The 15857-nt window shown below is 65.8% G+C and carries 16 protein-coding genes; 8 read left to right on the top strand and 8 right to left on the bottom strand.

Annotation, left to right across the window (positions count from 1 at the left end):
* The 3 genes from G154_RS11900 to G154_RS11890 are packed head-to-tail and all read left to right on the top strand — an operon-like array spanning position 1 to position 3304.
* The gene (locus G154_RS11900; protein ID WP_023985254.1) at positions 1-1512 is read left to right on the top strand and encodes an aldehyde dehydrogenase family protein; all 1512 of its coding nucleotides are present in this window, start codon (positions 1-3) and stop codon (positions 1510-1512) included.
* A gap of 60 nt (positions 1513-1572) precedes the next feature.
* A complete protein-coding gene (ppk2, locus tag G154_RS11895; protein ID WP_019513764.1) occupies positions 1573-2430 on the top strand; it encodes a polyphosphate kinase 2 in 858 nt (285 codons plus the stop codon).
* A 16-nt stretch (positions 2431-2446) separates the two neighbouring features.
* Complete coding sequence (locus tag G154_RS11890; protein WP_019513765.1) at positions 2447-3304, top strand: hypothetical protein; 858 nt, start codon at positions 2447-2449, stop codon at positions 3302-3304.
* On the opposite strand, the gene G154_RS11885 is transcribed toward G154_RS11890, so the two are convergent.
* From G154_RS11885 to G154_RS11870, 4 genes are read right to left on the bottom strand one after another with little or no spacing between them, the layout of a single operon-like run.
* Complete coding sequence (locus tag G154_RS11885; RefSeq protein WP_019513766.1) at positions 3288-4736, bottom strand: wax ester/triacylglycerol synthase family O-acyltransferase; 1449 nt, start codon at positions 4734-4736, stop codon at positions 3288-3290. The genes G154_RS11890 and G154_RS11885 overlap by 17 nt on opposite strands.
* Positions 4737-4775: 39 nt before the next feature.
* Positions 4776-4991 carry a hypothetical protein gene (locus tag G154_RS11880; protein WP_019513767.1) on the bottom strand — a complete coding sequence of 72 codons (216 nt, stop codon included), beginning with the start codon at positions 4989-4991 and terminating at the stop codon, positions 4776-4778.
* 10 nt (positions 4992-5001) lie between these two features.
* Positions 5002-5691 (bottom strand): hypothetical protein, encoded by a 690-nt coding sequence (locus tag G154_RS11875; RefSeq protein ID WP_019513768.1) that lies wholly within the window; start codon positions 5689-5691, stop codon positions 5002-5004.
* 6 nt (positions 5692-5697) lie between these two features.
* Positions 5698-7695, bottom strand: coding sequence for a prolyl oligopeptidase family protein (locus G154_RS11870; protein ID WP_031601310.1), 1998 nt, complete (start codon positions 7693-7695; stop codon positions 5698-5700).
* A 34-nt stretch (positions 7696-7729) separates the two neighbouring features.
* On the opposite strand from G154_RS11870, the gene G154_RS11865 reads away from it, so the two are divergent.
* The gene (locus G154_RS11865; protein ID WP_019513770.1) at positions 7730-8206 is read left to right on the top strand and encodes a DUF779 domain-containing protein; all 477 of its coding nucleotides are present in this window, start codon (positions 7730-7732) and stop codon (positions 8204-8206) included.
* A 40-nt stretch (positions 8207-8246) separates the two neighbouring features.
* Here G154_RS11865 and G154_RS11860 read toward each other — a convergent pair whose 3' ends face one another.
* On the bottom strand, positions 8247-9119 hold the full coding sequence (locus G154_RS11860; RefSeq protein ID WP_019513771.1) for a cyclopropane mycolic acid synthase family methyltransferase: 873 nt from the start codon (positions 9117-9119) through the stop codon (positions 8247-8249).
* A gap of 58 nt (positions 9120-9177) precedes the next feature.
* Entirely contained in the window at positions 9178-10053 is an 876-nt protein-coding gene (locus G154_RS11855) for a cyclopropane mycolic acid synthase family methyltransferase (RefSeq protein WP_019513772.1), read from the bottom strand.
* A 158-nt stretch (positions 10054-10211) separates the two neighbouring features.
* Here G154_RS11855 and lpdA point away from each other — a divergent pair, with 158 nt between their 5' ends.
* From lpdA to G154_RS11840, 3 genes are read left to right on the top strand one after another with little or no spacing between them, the layout of a single operon-like run.
* Positions 10212-11606, top strand: a complete 1395-nt coding sequence (gene lpdA, locus G154_RS11850; protein ID WP_023985256.1) for a dihydrolipoyl dehydrogenase — start codon at positions 10212-10214, stop codon at positions 11604-11606.
* A 10-nt stretch (positions 11607-11616) separates the two neighbouring features.
* Positions 11617-11892, top strand: a complete 276-nt coding sequence (locus G154_RS11845) for a hypothetical protein (RefSeq protein WP_110806938.1) — start codon at positions 11617-11619, stop codon at positions 11890-11892.
* Positions 11893-11919: 27 nt separating this feature from the next.
* Positions 11920-13005 carry a diguanylate cyclase gene (locus G154_RS11840; RefSeq protein WP_023985258.1) on the top strand — a complete coding sequence of 362 codons (1086 nt, stop codon included), beginning with the start codon at positions 11920-11922 and terminating at the stop codon, positions 13003-13005.
* Here the strand turns inward: G154_RS11840 and G154_RS11835 are convergent.
* Both G154_RS11835 and ramB read right to left on the bottom strand, forming a co-directional pair.
* Positions 13002-13553: a carboxymuconolactone decarboxylase family protein gene (locus G154_RS11835; RefSeq protein WP_019513776.1), complete on the bottom strand. Its 552-nt coding sequence runs from the start codon at positions 13551-13553 to the stop codon at positions 13002-13004. The two genes, G154_RS11840 and G154_RS11835, sit on opposite strands and share 4 nt — an antisense overlap.
* Before the next feature lie 10 nt (positions 13554-13563).
* On the bottom strand, positions 13564-14988 hold the full coding sequence (ramB, locus tag G154_RS11830) for an acetate metabolism transcriptional regulator RamB (RefSeq protein ID WP_019513777.1): 1425 nt from the start codon (positions 14986-14988) through the stop codon (positions 13564-13566).
* Between the two features lie 61 nt (positions 14989-15049).
* Between ramB and G154_RS11825 the strand changes: the two genes are divergently transcribed.
* On the top strand, positions 15050-15847 hold the full coding sequence (locus G154_RS11825; protein ID WP_019513778.1) for an acyl-[acyl-carrier-protein] thioesterase: 798 nt from the start codon (positions 15050-15052) through the stop codon (positions 15845-15847).
* Positions 15848-15857 lie beyond the last annotated feature (10 nt).

Below are 15857 nucleotides of genomic sequence, written 5' to 3'. Positions count from 1 at the left end.
ATGACTGCAACAGCAGACCGTTCCGACGTGTCGACCATCCTGAATCCAGCAACCGGTGCGGTCGCAGGCCAGGTGCGCTGGACCAATCCTGCCGACGTACCCCAGATCGCCGCCGGCCTGCGCGAAGCCCAGCAGGGCTGGGAGGCGCGCGGCGCCAAGGGCCGGGCCAAGGTCCTGGCCCGCTACGCCGTATGGCTCGACGAGCATCGTGACGAGATCGAGCGACTGCTGATCGCCGAGACCGGCAAATCGACCACCGATGCCGTCCAGGAAGTGCTGTTGATCAGCATCATCCTGTCCTACTACATCAAGACGGTGGAGAAGGCGATGGCGCCCGATCCCCGTCCCGCGCCGCTGCCCTTCCTGTCGGTCAAGAAGATCGCCGTCCACTACCGGCCCCGGGCTGTCGTGGGCATCATCGCGCCGTGGAACTACCCGGTCGCCAACGCCCTGATGGACGCCGTGGGCGCGCTGGCCGCCGGTTGCGCGGTGCTACTCAAGCCCTCCGAGCGCACGCCGTTGACCGCCGAGGTGCTGCTGCGCGGCTGGATCGACTGCGGCGCCCCCGAGGTGCTGGCACTGGCCCAGGGCGCACGCGAGGTTGCCGAGGCGGTCATCGACTCCTCCGATTACATCCAGTTCACCGGATCGAGCGCCACCGGCGTCAAGGTGATGGAGCGGGCCGCCCGCCGGCTCACCCCGGTCAGCCTGGAACTCGGCGGCAAAGACCCGATGATCGTCCTCGATGATGCCGATATCCCGCTGGCGGCCAACGCCGCGGTGTGGGGGGCGATGTTCAACGCCGGGCAGACCTGCGTCTCGGTGGAGCGGGTGTACGTCATGGACACGGTCTACGACCAGTTCGTCGCGGCGGTCGTCAAGGCCGTGGAGAACCTGAAGATGGGTGCGGGTGCCGGATTCGACTTCGGTGCCCTGATCGACGAGTCGCAGGTCGCCGTCACCGCGCGCCACGTCGACGATGCGCTGGCCAAGGGTGCCAAGGCGCTCACCGGCGGCAAGCGCCCCGAGGGCAAGGGCAGCTTCTACCCGCCGACGGTGCTCGTCGACGTCGACCATTCGATGCTGTGTATGTCCGAGGAAACCTTCGGGCCGACGCTGCCGATCATGAAGGTGTCCTCGGTCGGCGAGGCGGTCCGGCTGGCCAACGACAGCCCCTACGGCCTGAGCGCCTCGGTCTTCTCCAAGGATGTCGAGCGGGCCAAGGATGTCGCCGTCCAGCTGGAGTGCGGTGCGGTCAACGTCAACGACGTGATCTCCAATCTGATGTTGCCGACCGCCCCGATGGGCGGCTGGAAGACCTCGGGCATCGGCGCGCGGTTCGGCGGTCTCGACGGGGTGCGCAAGTTCTGCCGTCAGGAGACGGTCGTCGTGCCGCGCACCGCGGCGGGGGCGGGTAGCAACTACTACAACCACACCGTCAAGGCGCTGGCCCGCGGCAACAAGCTGATGACCAAGTTCGCCCAGATCCGTCCACGCCGCGAAGCCAAGTAATACCCCTGCTGTTCACCCGGACGTCACCGTCACGTACGTCCGGGTGGATAGCTTCGGCCGGTGACTCTGGATGCCGCCGGCTACGCCGTCCGCGACGATGACGACGACGACCCCGAACTGGTGCTGCTGCCCAGCGGAGACGTCGTCGACACCTGGCGGGAGAACTATCCCTACGACGAGCGGATGAACCGCGCCGAGTACGAGGAGCAGAAGCGGCTGCTGCAGATCGAACTGCTCAAGCTGCAGAAGTGGAGCCAGGCCAACGGCCTGCGGCACGTCATCGTCTTCGAGGGCCGCGACGCCGCAGGCAAGGGTGGCACCATCAAGCGGTTCATGGAACATCTGAATCCGCGCGGTGCCCGGGTGGTCGCCCTGGAGAAACCCACCGAGAAGGAACGCACCCAGTGGTACTTCCAGCGTTATGTCCAGCATCTTCCCGCCGCCGGTGAGATCGTGCTCTTCGACCGGTCGTGGTACAACCGGGCCGGCGTCGAACGGGTGATGGGCTACTGCACACCCAAGCAGCACGCAGAGTTCATCCGGCAGACCCCGCTGTTCGAGCAGATGCTGGTCAACGACGGCATCAGCCTGACCAAGCTGTGGTTCTCGGTGACCCAGAACGAGCAGCGGACCCGGTTCACCATCCGCCAGGTGGACCCGGTCCGGCAGTGGAAGCTCTCACCGACCGATCTGGCATCGCTGGACAAATGGGGCGACTACACCGCGGCCAAGGAGGACATGTTCTCCTGGACGGACACCGAGACCGCACCGTGGACCGTGGTGAAAAGTAACGACAAGAAACGCGCGCGGATCAACGCGATGCGCCATGTGCTGAGTAAGTTCGACTACGACAACAAGGACTACGAGGTGGTCGGCAGGCCCGATCCGCTGATCGTGGGACGCGCGCTATCGGATTGATCGTGAAAGGGGCGGCATGCGTTCTCTGCTGGCCGCTCTGCTCTGGCTCGTGACCACGGCCGGGCTTGCCGTCACACTGCCGGCGCTGTGGGCCCAGCAGCACGTCGTCAGCGAGGACGGCTACGCCGACCTCGCGGCCACGGCGGCCAAGGACAGCGCGCTGCAGCAGCCGATGGCCGCGGAGCTGACCGACCGGATCACGGCAGCCACCGGAACCTCGGGCACCCAGGCGACCTTGATCGGCGCCGCCGCCAACGGCTACACCTCCAGCGACGTGTTCCCCGGACAATTCGGCGCGATCAACCGGGTCGCACACCGCTGGCTGTTCACCAACGACGCGCAGGGCCAGTGGGTGGTGGACCTGTCCCCGATGCTCGACGACGGTTCGATCCGCCAGACGCTGGCCGATTTCGGCGTACAGCCACCGCAGGATCTGCAGGTCGCGATCACCGAGGACGCCTCCGGCGGACTGCGTCCCGGACAGCTGCGCCCCGCCGCGGTGTGGGGGCCATGGGCGAGCATCGGGGTGGCGGTGCTGACCGGGGTGTTCGCGTTGCTCACGCTGGCCGCGTCACGTCGGCGCGGCAAGATGCTTGGTGCGCTGGGGGTTTCGGGCCTGCTGGTCGGTGCGGCCGGCTGGGCGGGTATCGAGATCGGCCGCCGTTACGTCGCCGACGCGCTGGACCGCACCACCGGCAACATCCGTGAGATCGCCGAGGTCATGGTCGAGCACGCCATCTCGAGCATGCACGTCTGGCTCAATCTCACGCTGACCATCAGCGGCGGCGTCGTGATCATCGGCGTCATCGTGTCCCTGCTCAGCGGGCTCGGTGGAGCTCGTCGGGAAGAGGTGCCGGTCAACCGGAAGCGGTGACGCTCACCGGCGTCCGCGGGGGCGGCACGCGCTTGCCCGTTCGTGGTTCGGCCAGACCGGCGCCCACCTCCAGGTCATACAGTGCCGGTTCGATCAGATCGGCCATCTTGTGGATGTCCGCCGCCACCTCCGGGGTGGTGATGAACCCGAAATCGACCGAGTCGCAGTAACTGAAGCACGTGACGTTGAGCGCCACATCGAACAGCAGCGGCCCCAGTGGCATCAGGCTCTCCACCCGTGCTCCCGCCAGATACAGCGGAAACGGCGGTCCCGGCACATTGCTGATCACCACGTTCATCGGTGCGATAGAACTGCCGATCCCGCTGGCCGCATACGCCCGTGATGCCAGTGCCAGCAGGCCGGGTGGCGTCGTCTCGGTGTAGCCCATGATCTGGTTGGCGGTCAGCGCCTTGGCCATCTCCTTGGCGCCCTGGGTGTAGGCGTAGATCTTCTTGATGCGTTCGGCCGGGTCGGCGATATCGCTGGCCAGGACGACGGTCATCGCCGACACCTGGTTGCCCACGGCGTTGTCGGCATCGGTGCGGGTGGACACCGGCACCTGGGATACCAGCGACTTGTCCGGTAGCTCGTCGCGCTCCTTGAGATAGTCGCGCATCGCCCCGGAAACCAGGGCGAGGACGACATCGTTGAGCTTGACCCCGTAGGCCTCCTTGACCTTCTTCACCCGGTCCAGTGGCACCCGGGCCCCGGCCACCCGTCGGTGCGGCGAGATCGGGGCGTTGAATCGGACTGTCGGAGAATCGAAATAGCGTGGCGGCTTGTTGTCGATGTTGCGCACCGCGATCTGTTGGCGCACCGTCTGTTCGATCAGGCGGGCGATCCGGTATGGCGTCTTCACGCCGATGTTGATCAGATCGTTGATCAGCTGCAGTTCGGGTCGCGGCAGCCGCTTGCCGACCAGGGAACGATCCACGTCGACGGCCGGCGGGCGGGGCTCAGGCGTGACGTCGAAGAGGATCTCGGTCAGACCCGCACCGGAGACGCCGTCGACGACGGAGTGGTGCATCTTGGTGATGATCGCGACGCGGCCGTCGCGAAGACCCTCGATCCACCACAGTTCCCACAGCGGCTTGGACCGGTCGAGCTTGTAGGACATCAGTCGCCCGGCGAGCTCGTCGAATTCCTTACGGCCACCGGGCGCGGGCACCGCGATCCGCCGGATGTGGAAATCGATATCCAGGTCGTCGTCCTCGACGAACCATGGCCGGTCCAATCCCATCGGGGATCCGGTCACGCGCCAGCGCAGCTGCGGCAACTCTGGCAACCGGCTGGCGACCAGATCGCGGACCCGCTCGAAGGTGAAATCCGGTGCGTCCGTTGGATCGCACACTGCACAGGCGCCGATATGCATATGCCAACCGTTCGTTTCAGCGAACCAGAAGGCTGCATCGACGCTGGATAGGCGGCTCATGGGCATCAGCGTACGGAAGCGCTGCGCTTCGCGGATACGTTATGCCTCAGAGCGGCGGGTGATCGCCTCGGTGATCCCGAGCGCGATGAGGATGTCGGCGACGGTGACGACCAGCCCGGCCCAGTACATCCACTTGATCGTGGCATCGGGTTGGGCGGCGAAGTAGACGAACAGGAAGATCGGCCCGACGATGCCACACACCAGCGTCATCGCCTGGATGACGAGGTAGCGCTTGAATACCGCGAGCCCGGACACCGGCGTCAGCCTAGCGCCGACGCCTATGTAGTCGCATACGGGCTGCGTCGTGTTTGCCGTAACCGGGGTTGCGCGATCCTCGCCGGTGGCCCCACAGGTAGCACCACAGCGGGATACCGGCGCCCGCCAGCGAGGCGACCGCAGCGATGCGGAAGGCCAGGCGGTGGCCGCGGGCGTACGGGAAACCGCGGGAACCGTCATCGAGGCCGAGGAACACCGCGAAGCCCGCCCCGATCGCCACGAGCACGAATGACGCGGGCTGCCAACCGGTTGCGATCAATGCGAGGGCCGTCAAGCATGATCCCGCGGCCATCAGGAACCAGGTGTAGGCCGCGGAGTGGCGACCGTCGTAGGTCTCGGATTCTTTGGGCGAGGAGAGATCTGGTTCCTCACCGTCGGGTGGGTCGGGGCGCGCGTGCCGTACTTCGGCGGAGTAGACGCGGCCACCGACCTTGATGAACGGCGTCTCGGCGTAGGCGTAACCGATGGCGACCACGATGCCGAAGATCGTGGAGCCGATGACGTAATGCCAGCCCATCGGGACCATCGAGAGGGCCACACAGCTGACGGCGATGTAGGCACACGTCCAGTACACGGCGCGAGCCATGGATCGGCGTTTGACGCAGTCGGCGAAGATCGCAGCTGCTGCGGCGACAAACGCGCCGATCAGAGCGATCTCCGCCCAGTCGTCAACCGTCATCGTCGGTCAACGACCGATGGTCTGCCACAGATAGCGGTAGATCAGCGCCGAGCGGAATGCCGCCTGCGAGTTGTCCGCCGCGCCGCCATGGCCGCCGTCGATGTTCTCGTAGTAGCTCACCGGGTGCCGGGCCTCTTCCAGCGCCGCGGTCATCTTGCGTGCATGCCCCGGATGCACGCGGTCATCGCGGGTCGACGTGGTGATCAGGATCGGTGGGTACGTCCGATCAGCCGAGATGTTCTGGTAGGGCGAGTATTTGGAGATGAACTCCCAGTCCTCGGGATCATCGGGATTGCCGTACTCGGCCATCCAGGAGGCACCGGCCAACAACAGGTGGAAGCGCTTCATGTCCAGCAGCGGGACACTGCAGACCAGGGCGCCGAAACGATCCGGGTAACGGGTCAGCATGATGCCCATCAGCAATCCGCCGTTGCTGCCGCCTTGAGCGCCGAGGCGATCCACCGTGGTGATCCCGCGCGCGACCAGATCGCCGGCCACCGCCGCGAAGTCCTCGTCGACCAGGTGCCGGCCCTCGCGCATGGCCTGGGTATGCCAGCCCGGTCCGTACTCACCGCCGCCGCGGATGTTGGCCAGCGCGTAGGTGCCGCCGCGGGCGAGCCACAACCGGCCGAGCACGCCGTCGTATCCGGGTGTGCGCGACACCTCGAATCCGCCGTACCCGCCGAGCAGCGTCGGCCCGGTCGCGCCGGGACGGCCGACCACGAAGTACGGAATCGAGGTGCCATCAGCCGACGTGGCGAAGTGTTGGCTGACCTGCAGTCCGGTGGTGTCGAAGAATCCGGGCGCCGCCTTGATCGGGCGGACCGGCCCGTCGGCCGTGCCGTGCAGCAACTGCGATGGTGTCAGGAAACCGCTTGAGTCCAGGAAGATCTCGTCACCATCGGAGTCCGCGCCTGCGATGACGGTGTTGGTGTTGGGTGGCACGCCGGCCAGGTCGACCGCGGTCCACGTCCCCGGCGTGACGATCTGCACGTGGCTGGCCACATCGGCCAGCGTGACGAGCACCAGCTTGTCGCGGGTCCACGAATACTGGTGCAGGCTGGTGCGCTCGTCGGGCTCGAAGACCACCGTGAGATTCTTTGTGCCGGAGACGAACTCGTCGTAATCGGCGGCCAGCAGTGAGCCGGCCCGGTAGTTGTCCCAGTCGGTGCGCAGCTCGATGAGCAGCCAGTCGCGATGCACCGACAGCGAGGCATCGGTCGGCGCGTCGAAGCGCACCAGCTGCTCGCCGCGCAGCTCGTAGATCTCGTCGTTGAAGAAATCGACCGCGCGGCTGATCAACGTCCGCTGGTAGCCGGGTGTGCGGTCCACCGATGCCGCGACGATGACGTCGGTCCGCTCGCCGGCATAGACCTGGGCCGCATCGGCCAACGGGGTACCGCGTCGCCACCGCTTGACCAGCCGTGCGTAACCCGAGTCGGTCAACGAGCCTTCGCCGAAATCGGTGCCGACCAGCAGGGTGTCCTCGTCCTCCCAGCTGATCTGGGTCTTGGCCTCCGGCAGCTCGAAACCGCCGGAGACGAATGCACGTGTGCGCATGTCGAATTCGCGTACGACGACGGCGTCGGCCCCACCCCGGGACAGGCTTATCAGGGCCAGGCTGTGGTCGGGTTCGATGACATCGGCGCCGGCCCACACCCAGTTGGTGTCGTCGGCGCGGGCGAGCTCGTCCACGTCGATGACGACGTCCCAGTCCGGCTGCTCGGTGCGATAACTCTCCAGCGTCGTGCGCCGCCACAACCCGCGCGGATTGGTCTCGTCCCGCCAGAAGTTGTAGAGATACTCGCCACGCCGGCGGACGTAGGGGATGCGGGCATCGGTGTCGAGGACCTCGAGGGCCTCGGCGCGCATCGCCTCGAACTCGTCACCACCCAGCTGTGCCAGCGTGGGTTCGTTGTGGCTGCGAACCCAGTCCAGGGCCGCGTCGCCGGTGACGTCTTCGAGCCACAGGTACGGATCGGCGGGGGAGTCGGCAGAAGTCACACAGACATTCATACCCTGCGCGTAGCCTTGGAATATGACCAGCCGAGCCCTCATCACCGCGCCGGCCGCCGATCTGCTGGCCACCCTGCAGAACCAGCACGGGGCGTTGATGTTTCACCAGTCCGGCGGCTGCTGTGACGGTTCGTCGCCGATGTGCTACCCCGAAGGCGATTTCATCGTCGGCGATCGCGACATCCTGCTGGCCGTGCTCGATGTCGGGAGCGGGGTGCCGGTCTGGATCTCGGGTCCACAGTTCGACGTCTGGAAGCACACCCAGTTGATCATCGACGTGGTGCCCGGCCGTGGCAGCGGATTCAGTCTGGAGTCCCCGGAGGGTAAGCGCTTCCTGAGCCGTGGGCGGGTGTTCAGCGACTCCGAACTCGCCGAGTTGGCCGACCGGCCGCCGATCACCGGTGCCCGCTACGAAGCGGGCGCACGCCCCGACGACGGGCAGACCCGGATCGTGGCCGAAGCGGCCGAGGCTTGCCCGGTGCCCGCAGCTCCACGCTGAACTGCCTCTGACGACCGATCAGATCGTGGTGACGCGCCCGTCAGCCGGCGCGCTTGTGCAGGGTGAACTGCACGACATCGGTCTGGCGTTTGCGGAATGTCTCGGCGCAGCCGGTGAGGTACTTCATGTACCGGTCGTAGACCTCTTCGGACTGGATCTCGATGGCCTGCTCGCGGTGGGCGGCGAGCGCCTGTGCCCATCGGTCCAGCGTCAGCGCATAGTGCGGCTGCAGTGACTGCCGACGGGTCAGCGTGAAGCCGCCGGCCGCCGAGACCTCCTCGACCATCTCGACCGACGGCAGCCGACCGCCGGGAAATATCTCGGTGATGATGAATTTCACGAACCGCGCGAGTTCGAAGGTGACGGGGATGCCCTCTTCTTTTGCTTTCGCCGGGTTGAACGCGCAGATGGTGTGCAGCAACATGACGCCGTCGTCGGGCAGGGCCTCATGGGTCATCCGGAAGAAATCCGGGTAGCGGTCGAAGCCGAAGTGCTCGAACGCCCCGATGGACACGATGCGGTCGACGGGTTCGTTGAACTGCTCCCAGCCCTGCAATAGGACGCGTCGCTCGCGGGTGGAGTCCATGGCATCGAAGCTGGCCTGCACGTGTTCGGCCTGGTTCTTGGACAGCGTCAGGCCGATGACGTTGACGTCGTACTTCTCGACGGCGCGGCGCATGGTCGCGCCCCAGCCGCAGCCGATATCGAGCAGCGTCATGCCCGGCTCCAGACCCAATTTGCCGAGCGCGAGATCGATCTTGGCGAGCTGGGCCTCTTCCAGCGTCATGTCATCGCGCTCGAAGTACGCGCAGCTGTAGGTCTGCGTGGGATCGAGGAAAAGCCGGAAAAACTCGTCGGACAGGTCGTAGTGGGCCTGGACGTCGGCGAAGTGCGGGGTCAGATCCTTGGGCATGAACTGCCTTCCTGGCCGCCCGAGCGGCGGTGACGTATGGGGTAGGCGGGCCGTCGGCTCAGCCTTTCGAACCCTTTTCGAGGGTGAACTGCACGACGTCGATCTGGCCGTTGCGGAACAGGTCGGCGCAGCCGGTGAGGTACTTCATGTACCGGTCGTAGACCTCTTGGGACTGGATCGCGATGGCCTCCTCGCGGCGCGGTTCCAGCGCTTCGGCCCAGTGATCCAGGGTGATGGCGTAGTGCTGCTGCAGGGAATGCTCGCGGGTCAGGGCGAAGCCTGCGTCGGTGGCGTACTGCTGCACCATCTCGCTGGTGGGCAGCCGACCGCCCGGGAAAATCTCATCGGAGATGAACTTCGCGAAACGGACCCCATCCATCGTCAACGGGATGCCCTTCTCCTGCACGGCCTCGCGGCTGAAGTTGCAGATGCTGTGCAGCATCATCACACCATCGGCGGGCAGTGCCTGGTGGGTCATCCGGAAAAAGTCCTGGTAGCGGTCGAAACCGAAGTGCTCGAACGCCCCGATCGAGACGATCCGGTCCACCGGCTCGCTGAACTGCTCCCAGCCCTGCAGCATCACGCGTCGCTCGCGGGTGGAGTCCATGGCGTCGAAGCTGCGTTGCACGTGTTCGGCCTGGTTTTTGGACAGCGTCAGGCCGATGACGTTGACGTCGTATTTCTCGACGGCGCGGCGCAGCGTGGCGCCCCACCCGCAACCGATATCGAGCAGCGTCATGCCCGGCTGGAGGCCGAGTTTGCCGAGGGAAAGGTCGATCTTTGCGTACTGGGCCTCTTCCAGTGTCATGTCCTGGCGCTCGAAGTACGCGCAGCTGTAGGTCTGCGTGGGGTCGAGGAACAACCGGAAAAAGTCGTCTGACAAGTCGTAATGTGCCTGGACGTCCTCAAAATGGGGGGTCATGTTCTTGGCCATGGGATCCAACTTCCTGGTCGAAGAGCGGCACATCTCAAGGTATTCGGTACAGCCCGAGACCCGGATGGGTTTTTGCTCGACTGAACGTACCCATCTTGCCTGGCACCCAATCGCGGTCGCCATTCGACCCGATGGGCAACGGCGATAAGCTGGTGCTCGTGACCCATTATGACGTCGTCGTACTCGGAGCCGGCCCGGGCGGATACGTGGCTGCCATCCGCGCCGCCCAGCTCGGTCTCAACACCGCGATCATCGAACCGAAGTATTGGGGTGGTGTCTGTCTGAACGTCGGGTGCATCCCGTCGAAGGCGCTGCTGCGCAACGCCGAGCTGGCTCACATCTTCACCAAGGAGGCCAAGACCTTCGGCATCAGCGGGGAGGCGAGCTTCGATTTCGGGGCCGCCTTGGATCGCAGCCGGAAGGTCGCCGACGGCCGCGTGGCCGGTGTGCACTTCCTGATGAAGAAGAACAAGATCACCGAGATCCACGGCTACGGCAAGTTCACCGATGCCAACAGCATCACCGTCGATCTCAACGAGGGCGGTACCGAGCAGGTCACCTTCGACAACGCGATCATTGCCACCGGCTCGTCGGTGCGTCTGGTGCCGGGCACCTCGTTGTCCGAGAATGTCGTCACCTACGAGAAGCAGATCATGACCCGCGAGCTGCCCTCGTCGATCATCATCGCCGGCGCCGGTGCCATCGGCATGGAGTTCGCCTACGTGATGAAGAACTACGGCGTCGATGTCACCATCGTCGAGTTCCTGCCGCGCGCGCTGCCCAACGAGGACGCCGAGGTCTCCAAGGAGATCGAGAAGCAGTACAAGAAGCTGGGTGTGAAGATCCTGACCGGCACCAAGGTCGAGTCCATCACCGATTCTGGCGACGAGGTCACCGTCACCGTCAGCAAGGACGGCAAGACCGAGGACCTCAAGGCCGACAAGGTGCTCCAAGCCATCGGCTTCGCCCCCAACATCGAGGGCTACGGACTGGAGAACACCGGGGTCGCGCTCACCGAGCGCAAGGCCATCGACATCGACGACCACATGCGCACGAGCGTGCCGCACATCTACGCGATCGGCGATGTCACCAGCAAGCTGCAGCTCGCCCACGTCGCCGAGGCCCAGGGCGTGGTGGCCGCCGAGACCATCGGTGGCGCCGAGACGCTGACGCTCGGCGACTACCGGATGATGCCGCGCGCCACCTTCTGCCAGCCGCAGGTGGCCAGCTTCGGCCTCACCGAAGAACAAGCGCGGGCCGAGGGCTACGACGTGAAGGTCGCGAAGTTCCCCTTCACCGCCAACGGCAAGGCCCACGGCCTGGCCGATCCGACCGGCTTCGTCAAGCTGATCGCCGATACCAAGTACGGGGAGCTGATCGGTGGGCACCTCATCGGACCCGATGTGTCCGAACTGTTGCCCGAGCTGACGCTGGCCCAGAAGTGGGACCTGACCGTCAACGAGCTGACCCGCAACGTGCACACCCACCCGACGCTGTCGGAGGCACTGCAGGAAGCCATCCACGGCCTGGCCGGCCACATGATCAACTTCTGACGGGGAGCGCGTGCCGACCAGGGCAGTGATCGTCTCCGCCATCGGCGGTCTGGTGCTCGGCCACATCCTGTGGCTGGTGGCCATCTCGCTGGCGATCAACACCAGCGATGTCCCGTTCTGGGTGCTCGTCGTGTCCGGTGTGATCACCGTGCTGGCGGGTGTCATCGCCGCCCTGGGGTGGCGGGCCCACCAACGCAAGGACCGGGTCGCCACGGCGTTCCTGTGGTCGGTTCCCGTCGCGCCGATGTTGCTGACGCTGACAGTTCTGGCCGTCACGTACTTGTAGACGTTTGCTTTCGGTAAGAATGACCCCGTGGGGGATGGCGCGCGGGGGGACCTACTTCTTCAATGGTGGCGTCAGCGTGACGACTACGAGTGGCGGATCGAGTTCCTGCGTAGCCAGGGGATGCTCCCGGTTCTGCGCTACCTGATCGCCGGCATCGGCGCGGTCCTGGGCCTCCTCGGTGCGATCAACGTGTTTTTTCCGCCGGTCAACGACACGACACTGATCCGGGCCGGGTGGGCGGTGGTGTCGATCGGCTCGCTGGCATGGTCGGCGCGCTGGGCGCTGCGCCCCTGGCCCAGCGAACGTGTCTCGGCGCTGCTGGTCGCCTATGTGGACGTCATCATGACGCTGTCGGCGTTGTTGTTCGGTGACGCCAACCTGGCGATGTCGGGCATCCCGATCCTGCTGTGCGCGGGTGGGTACGTCGTCTTCTTCCACGGGCCGAAGCTGCACGTCGCCCACATTCTCTGGTGCGTGGTTTCGGTGTTGGGCATCGCGGTGTGGATGGTGCTGAGCTCTGACGGTTACGGCTTGCAGGTCGCCGTGTCACGTTCGGTGATCGCGCTGGCGGTCACGGTGTGCATATTGCCCGCGCTGCAGTTCGGGTTCTGGCTGCTGCAGAGCAGCTCCATCCAGTCGGTGACCGACCCGTTGACCGAACTGACCAATCGGCGCGGCCTCGATGCCGCGGTGCGCCGCCTCAACGACTCGGCGGCACCTGATACCGATCTGTGCGCGCTGCTGATCGACGTCGACGGTTTCAAGGCGGTCAACGACGATCTCGGCCATGTCGTCGGCGACCAGGTGTTGATCCGCACGGCCCGCCGTATTCGGGCCAGTGTCTGCCCGCACGCGGTGGTGGTGCGCTGGGGCGGGGAAGAGTTCTTGGTGGTGGACCGCATCATGGCCGACCAGGCGCCCTGGGTCGCCGAACGGATCCGAGCCTCGGTGGCCGTGCCCGACGAGCCGCGGGTGACCGTCAGCGTCGGCGTGGCCGTGTGCACCGAGCCGGTCTCCGGGCTCGACGGTGTGATCCCGGCCGCGGACCGGGCGATGTACGAGGCGAAGGCGCTCGGCGGTGACTGCGTGGTGATGGCCGAGAAGGCCCACTAATCGGGGAAGTCCAGGGGGATGCGCAGCGTCTCCATGGTCGCGGCCAGCGCGTCGTACTGGCCGGCCAGCGTGCAGAACTCGATGATCTGCGCGCGGTCGTAGATCTTCGACAGCGCGCTCCAGGTCTCGGGGGACATCGACCGGGTGACGACGAACTCGTCGGTGGCGGCGATGAGCACCCGCTGGTGCGGGGTCAGGCCATCGGCGTCGGGACCCTCGAAGATCGCGGCCTGCACATCGGCCTTGAGGCCGCGGCTGCGCGCCAGCCGCCGGTGTTGCTGCAGTTCGTACTCGCAGTTGCGCAGGTGCCCGACCCGCAGGATCACCAGCTCGGCATCCTTGCGATCCAGCTTGCCCGCATAGAGCAGATACCCGGAGAACGGCAGCCAGGCCAGGAACAACAACCGATGCTGGCCGAGCACGTTGAACAGGTGGAATTTGGGGGCCCTGATGCCGCGCGCGCCGATCTTGGCGATCGCCCAGTTCAACGGGCCGAGCTCACGGAATCCGCCGGGCGGGATACGGGCAGGTGCGGTATCGGCGCTCACGCACCCGAGTCTAGGTAGTGCGCACCAGATACGGGGACACCGTGCTGCGGTGCTCGTCGAGGTCGAGCGCCTTACCGAGGGCGGGAAAGGCGCGTTGGGTGCAGTTGTCGCGTTCGCAGACCCGGCAGCCGGCGCCGATCGGAGTGGCCGTGACCCGATCTCCCGCTAGGTCCAGCCCCTCGGAGTAGACCAGCCGGTGCGCGTGGCGCAGCTCGCAGCCCAGGCCTATCGCGAACGTCTTCCCGGGCTGGCCGTAACGGGCTGCGCGGCGTTCGACGGTGCGTGCCACCCACATGTAGTTGCGGCCGTCGGGCATCTGGGCGATCTGGACCAGGATCTTGCCCGGGTTGGCGAAGGTCTCGTAGACGTTCCACAGCGGACATGTGCCGCCGCTGGACGAGAAGTGGAAACCGGTGGCCGACTGTCGCTTGGACATGTTGCCCGCCCGGTCGACGCGCACGAATGACAGTGGAACGCCGCGCATATCGGGCCGCTGCAATGTCGAGAGCCGGTGTGCGACGGTCTCATAGGACACCGCGTAGTGCGCCGAGAGGCGCTCGACGTCGTAGCGGAATTTGCCCGCGATCTCGTGAAATTGTCTGTACGGCAGCACGATTGCCGCGGCGAAGTAGTTCGCCAGTCCCAGCCGGGCCAGGGTGCGCGACTCGTCGCTGGTGAAATGGCCGTCCTCGACCAGCTTGTCGATCAGATCGCCGAACTCCAGGTAACCCAGTTCGGCGGCCAGCTTGAAGACGAACTGTCCGCCGGACAGGTGGTCACCGACCTGCAGGATGCGGGTCTGTGGGTCGTATCGGTGCAACACGTTGTCGCCGAGATCGGTGCGCCGCACGATGCGCACGCCGTGCACGCGGGTCAGCCGGTCGGAGAGCTCGCGGGTCAGCTCGGCCCGGTGCATGCGCATCCGGATGGTCAGATCTTCTGCGGCGGTGTCGAGTTCGTGCAGGTAATTCTGCCGTTGGTAGAAGTAGTCGCGGACTTCCTCGTGCGGCATGGTGATCGCGCCGGAGCCGGATTCCGACGTGCTGAACCGGCCCTCGGTGGCGGCGGCCAGCTGGGTGGTGGTGAGCCGGTACCGCTGGTGCAGGTTGACCATCGCCCGCGCGATGGCCGGGTGGGCGCTGACCACATCGGCGAGTTCGCCGGCATCGATGTCGATGTCCACATCGCGGTCCAGGGTGACCTCGCGAAGCTCGGCGACCAGCCGGGTGTCGTCCTGGGATGCGAAGAACCCGGCATCCACGCCGAACACCTCGGTGATGCGCAGGAGCACCGACACTGTCAGCGGCCGGACGTCGTGCTCGATCTGGTTGAGGTAGCTGGGGGAGATGTCGAGCATCTGTGCCAACGCAGCCTGGCTGAAGCCCCGTTCCCGCCGCAGCTGACGGATCCGGGATCCGACGAAGGTCTTTGCCACCCGTCCAGGGTAATGACTTGCAAAGGTTGGCTTTGCATTCTTCGCAGGCCATATTGGAGGAATGACCGGCTTGGCCAAGACCATGATGCCCGTGCCCGACCCGCACCCCGATGTGTTCGACACCCAGTGGCCGCTGCGGGTCGCCGACGTGGACCGGACCGGTCGCCTGAAGTTCGATGCCGCCACCCGGCACATCCAGGACATCGGTTCCGATCAGCTGCGGGAGATGGGCTACGAGGAGACCCACCCGCTGTGGATCGTGCGGCGCACCATGATCGACCTGATCAGGCCGATCGAGTTCAAGGACATGCTGCGGTTACGGCGCTGGTGTTCGGGCACGTCGAATCGGTGGTGCGAGATGCGGGTCCGCATCGACGGCCGCAAGGGCGGACTCATGGAATCCGAGGCGTTCTGGATCAACATCAACGCCGATACGCAGGGACCGGCGCGGATCTCCGATGACTTCCTGTCCGGTCTGCGCCGGACCACCGATGTGGACCGGCTCCGGTGGAAGGCCTACCTGAAGGCCGGTGCCCGTGCGGACGCCGAGGAGATCCGGCCGTATCCGGTTCGCGTCAGCGATATCGACATCTTCGACCATATGAACAACTCGGTGTACTGGAGCGTCGTCGAGGACTTCCTCGGCACTCGGCCGGAGCTGCTGGAAAGGCCGCTGCGGGTGACCATCGAGCACGATCTGCCGGTGGCGCTCGGCGACGACCTGGAGATCATCCGGCACACCCACCCCGCGGGTTCGACGGATCGGTTCGGTCCGGATCTTGCCGACCGGACTGTTACAACGCTCACATATGCCGTCGGCGACGAGACCAAAGCGGTCGCGGCGATCTTCAATCGGTGACTCCCACCTT

Origin of the sequence: Mycobacterium sp. VKM Ac-1816D (assembly GCF_000416385.1) — a bacterium.
Classification (GTDB): domain Bacteria; phylum Actinomycetota; class Actinomycetes; order Mycobacteriales; family Mycobacteriaceae; genus Mycobacterium; species Mycobacterium neoaurum_A.
This window is presented reverse-complemented; position numbering and strand designations above follow the sequence as displayed.

Coding starts and splice junctions, on each gene's coding strand:
- G154_RS11890 (WP_019513765.1), top strand. CDS start 2,447: ATGCGTTCTCTGCTGGCCGCTCTGCTCTGGCTCGTGACCACGGCCGGG.
- G154_RS11855 (WP_019513772.1), bottom strand. CDS start 10,053: ATGGCCAAGAACATGACCCCCCATTTTGAGGACGTCCAGGCACATTAC.
- G154_RS11825 (WP_019513778.1), top strand. CDS start 15,050: ATGACCGGCTTGGCCAAGACCATGATGCCCGTGCCCGACCCGCACCCC.
- G154_RS11875 (WP_019513768.1), bottom strand. CDS start 5,691: ATGACGGTTGACGACTGGGCGGAGATCGCTCTGATCGGCGCGTTTGTC.
- G154_RS11885 (WP_019513766.1), bottom strand. CDS start 4,736: ATGAGCCGCCTATCCAGCGTCGATGCAGCCTTCTGGTTCGCTGAAACG.
- G154_RS11900 (WP_023985254.1), top strand. CDS start 1: ATGACTGCAACAGCAGACCGTTCCGACGTGTCGACCATCCTGAATCCA.
- G154_RS11860 (WP_019513771.1), bottom strand. CDS start 9,119: ATGCCCAAGGATCTGACCCCGCACTTCGCCGACGTCCAGGCCCACTAC.
- G154_RS11865 (WP_019513770.1), top strand. CDS start 7,730: ATGACCAGCCGAGCCCTCATCACCGCGCCGGCCGCCGATCTGCTGGCC.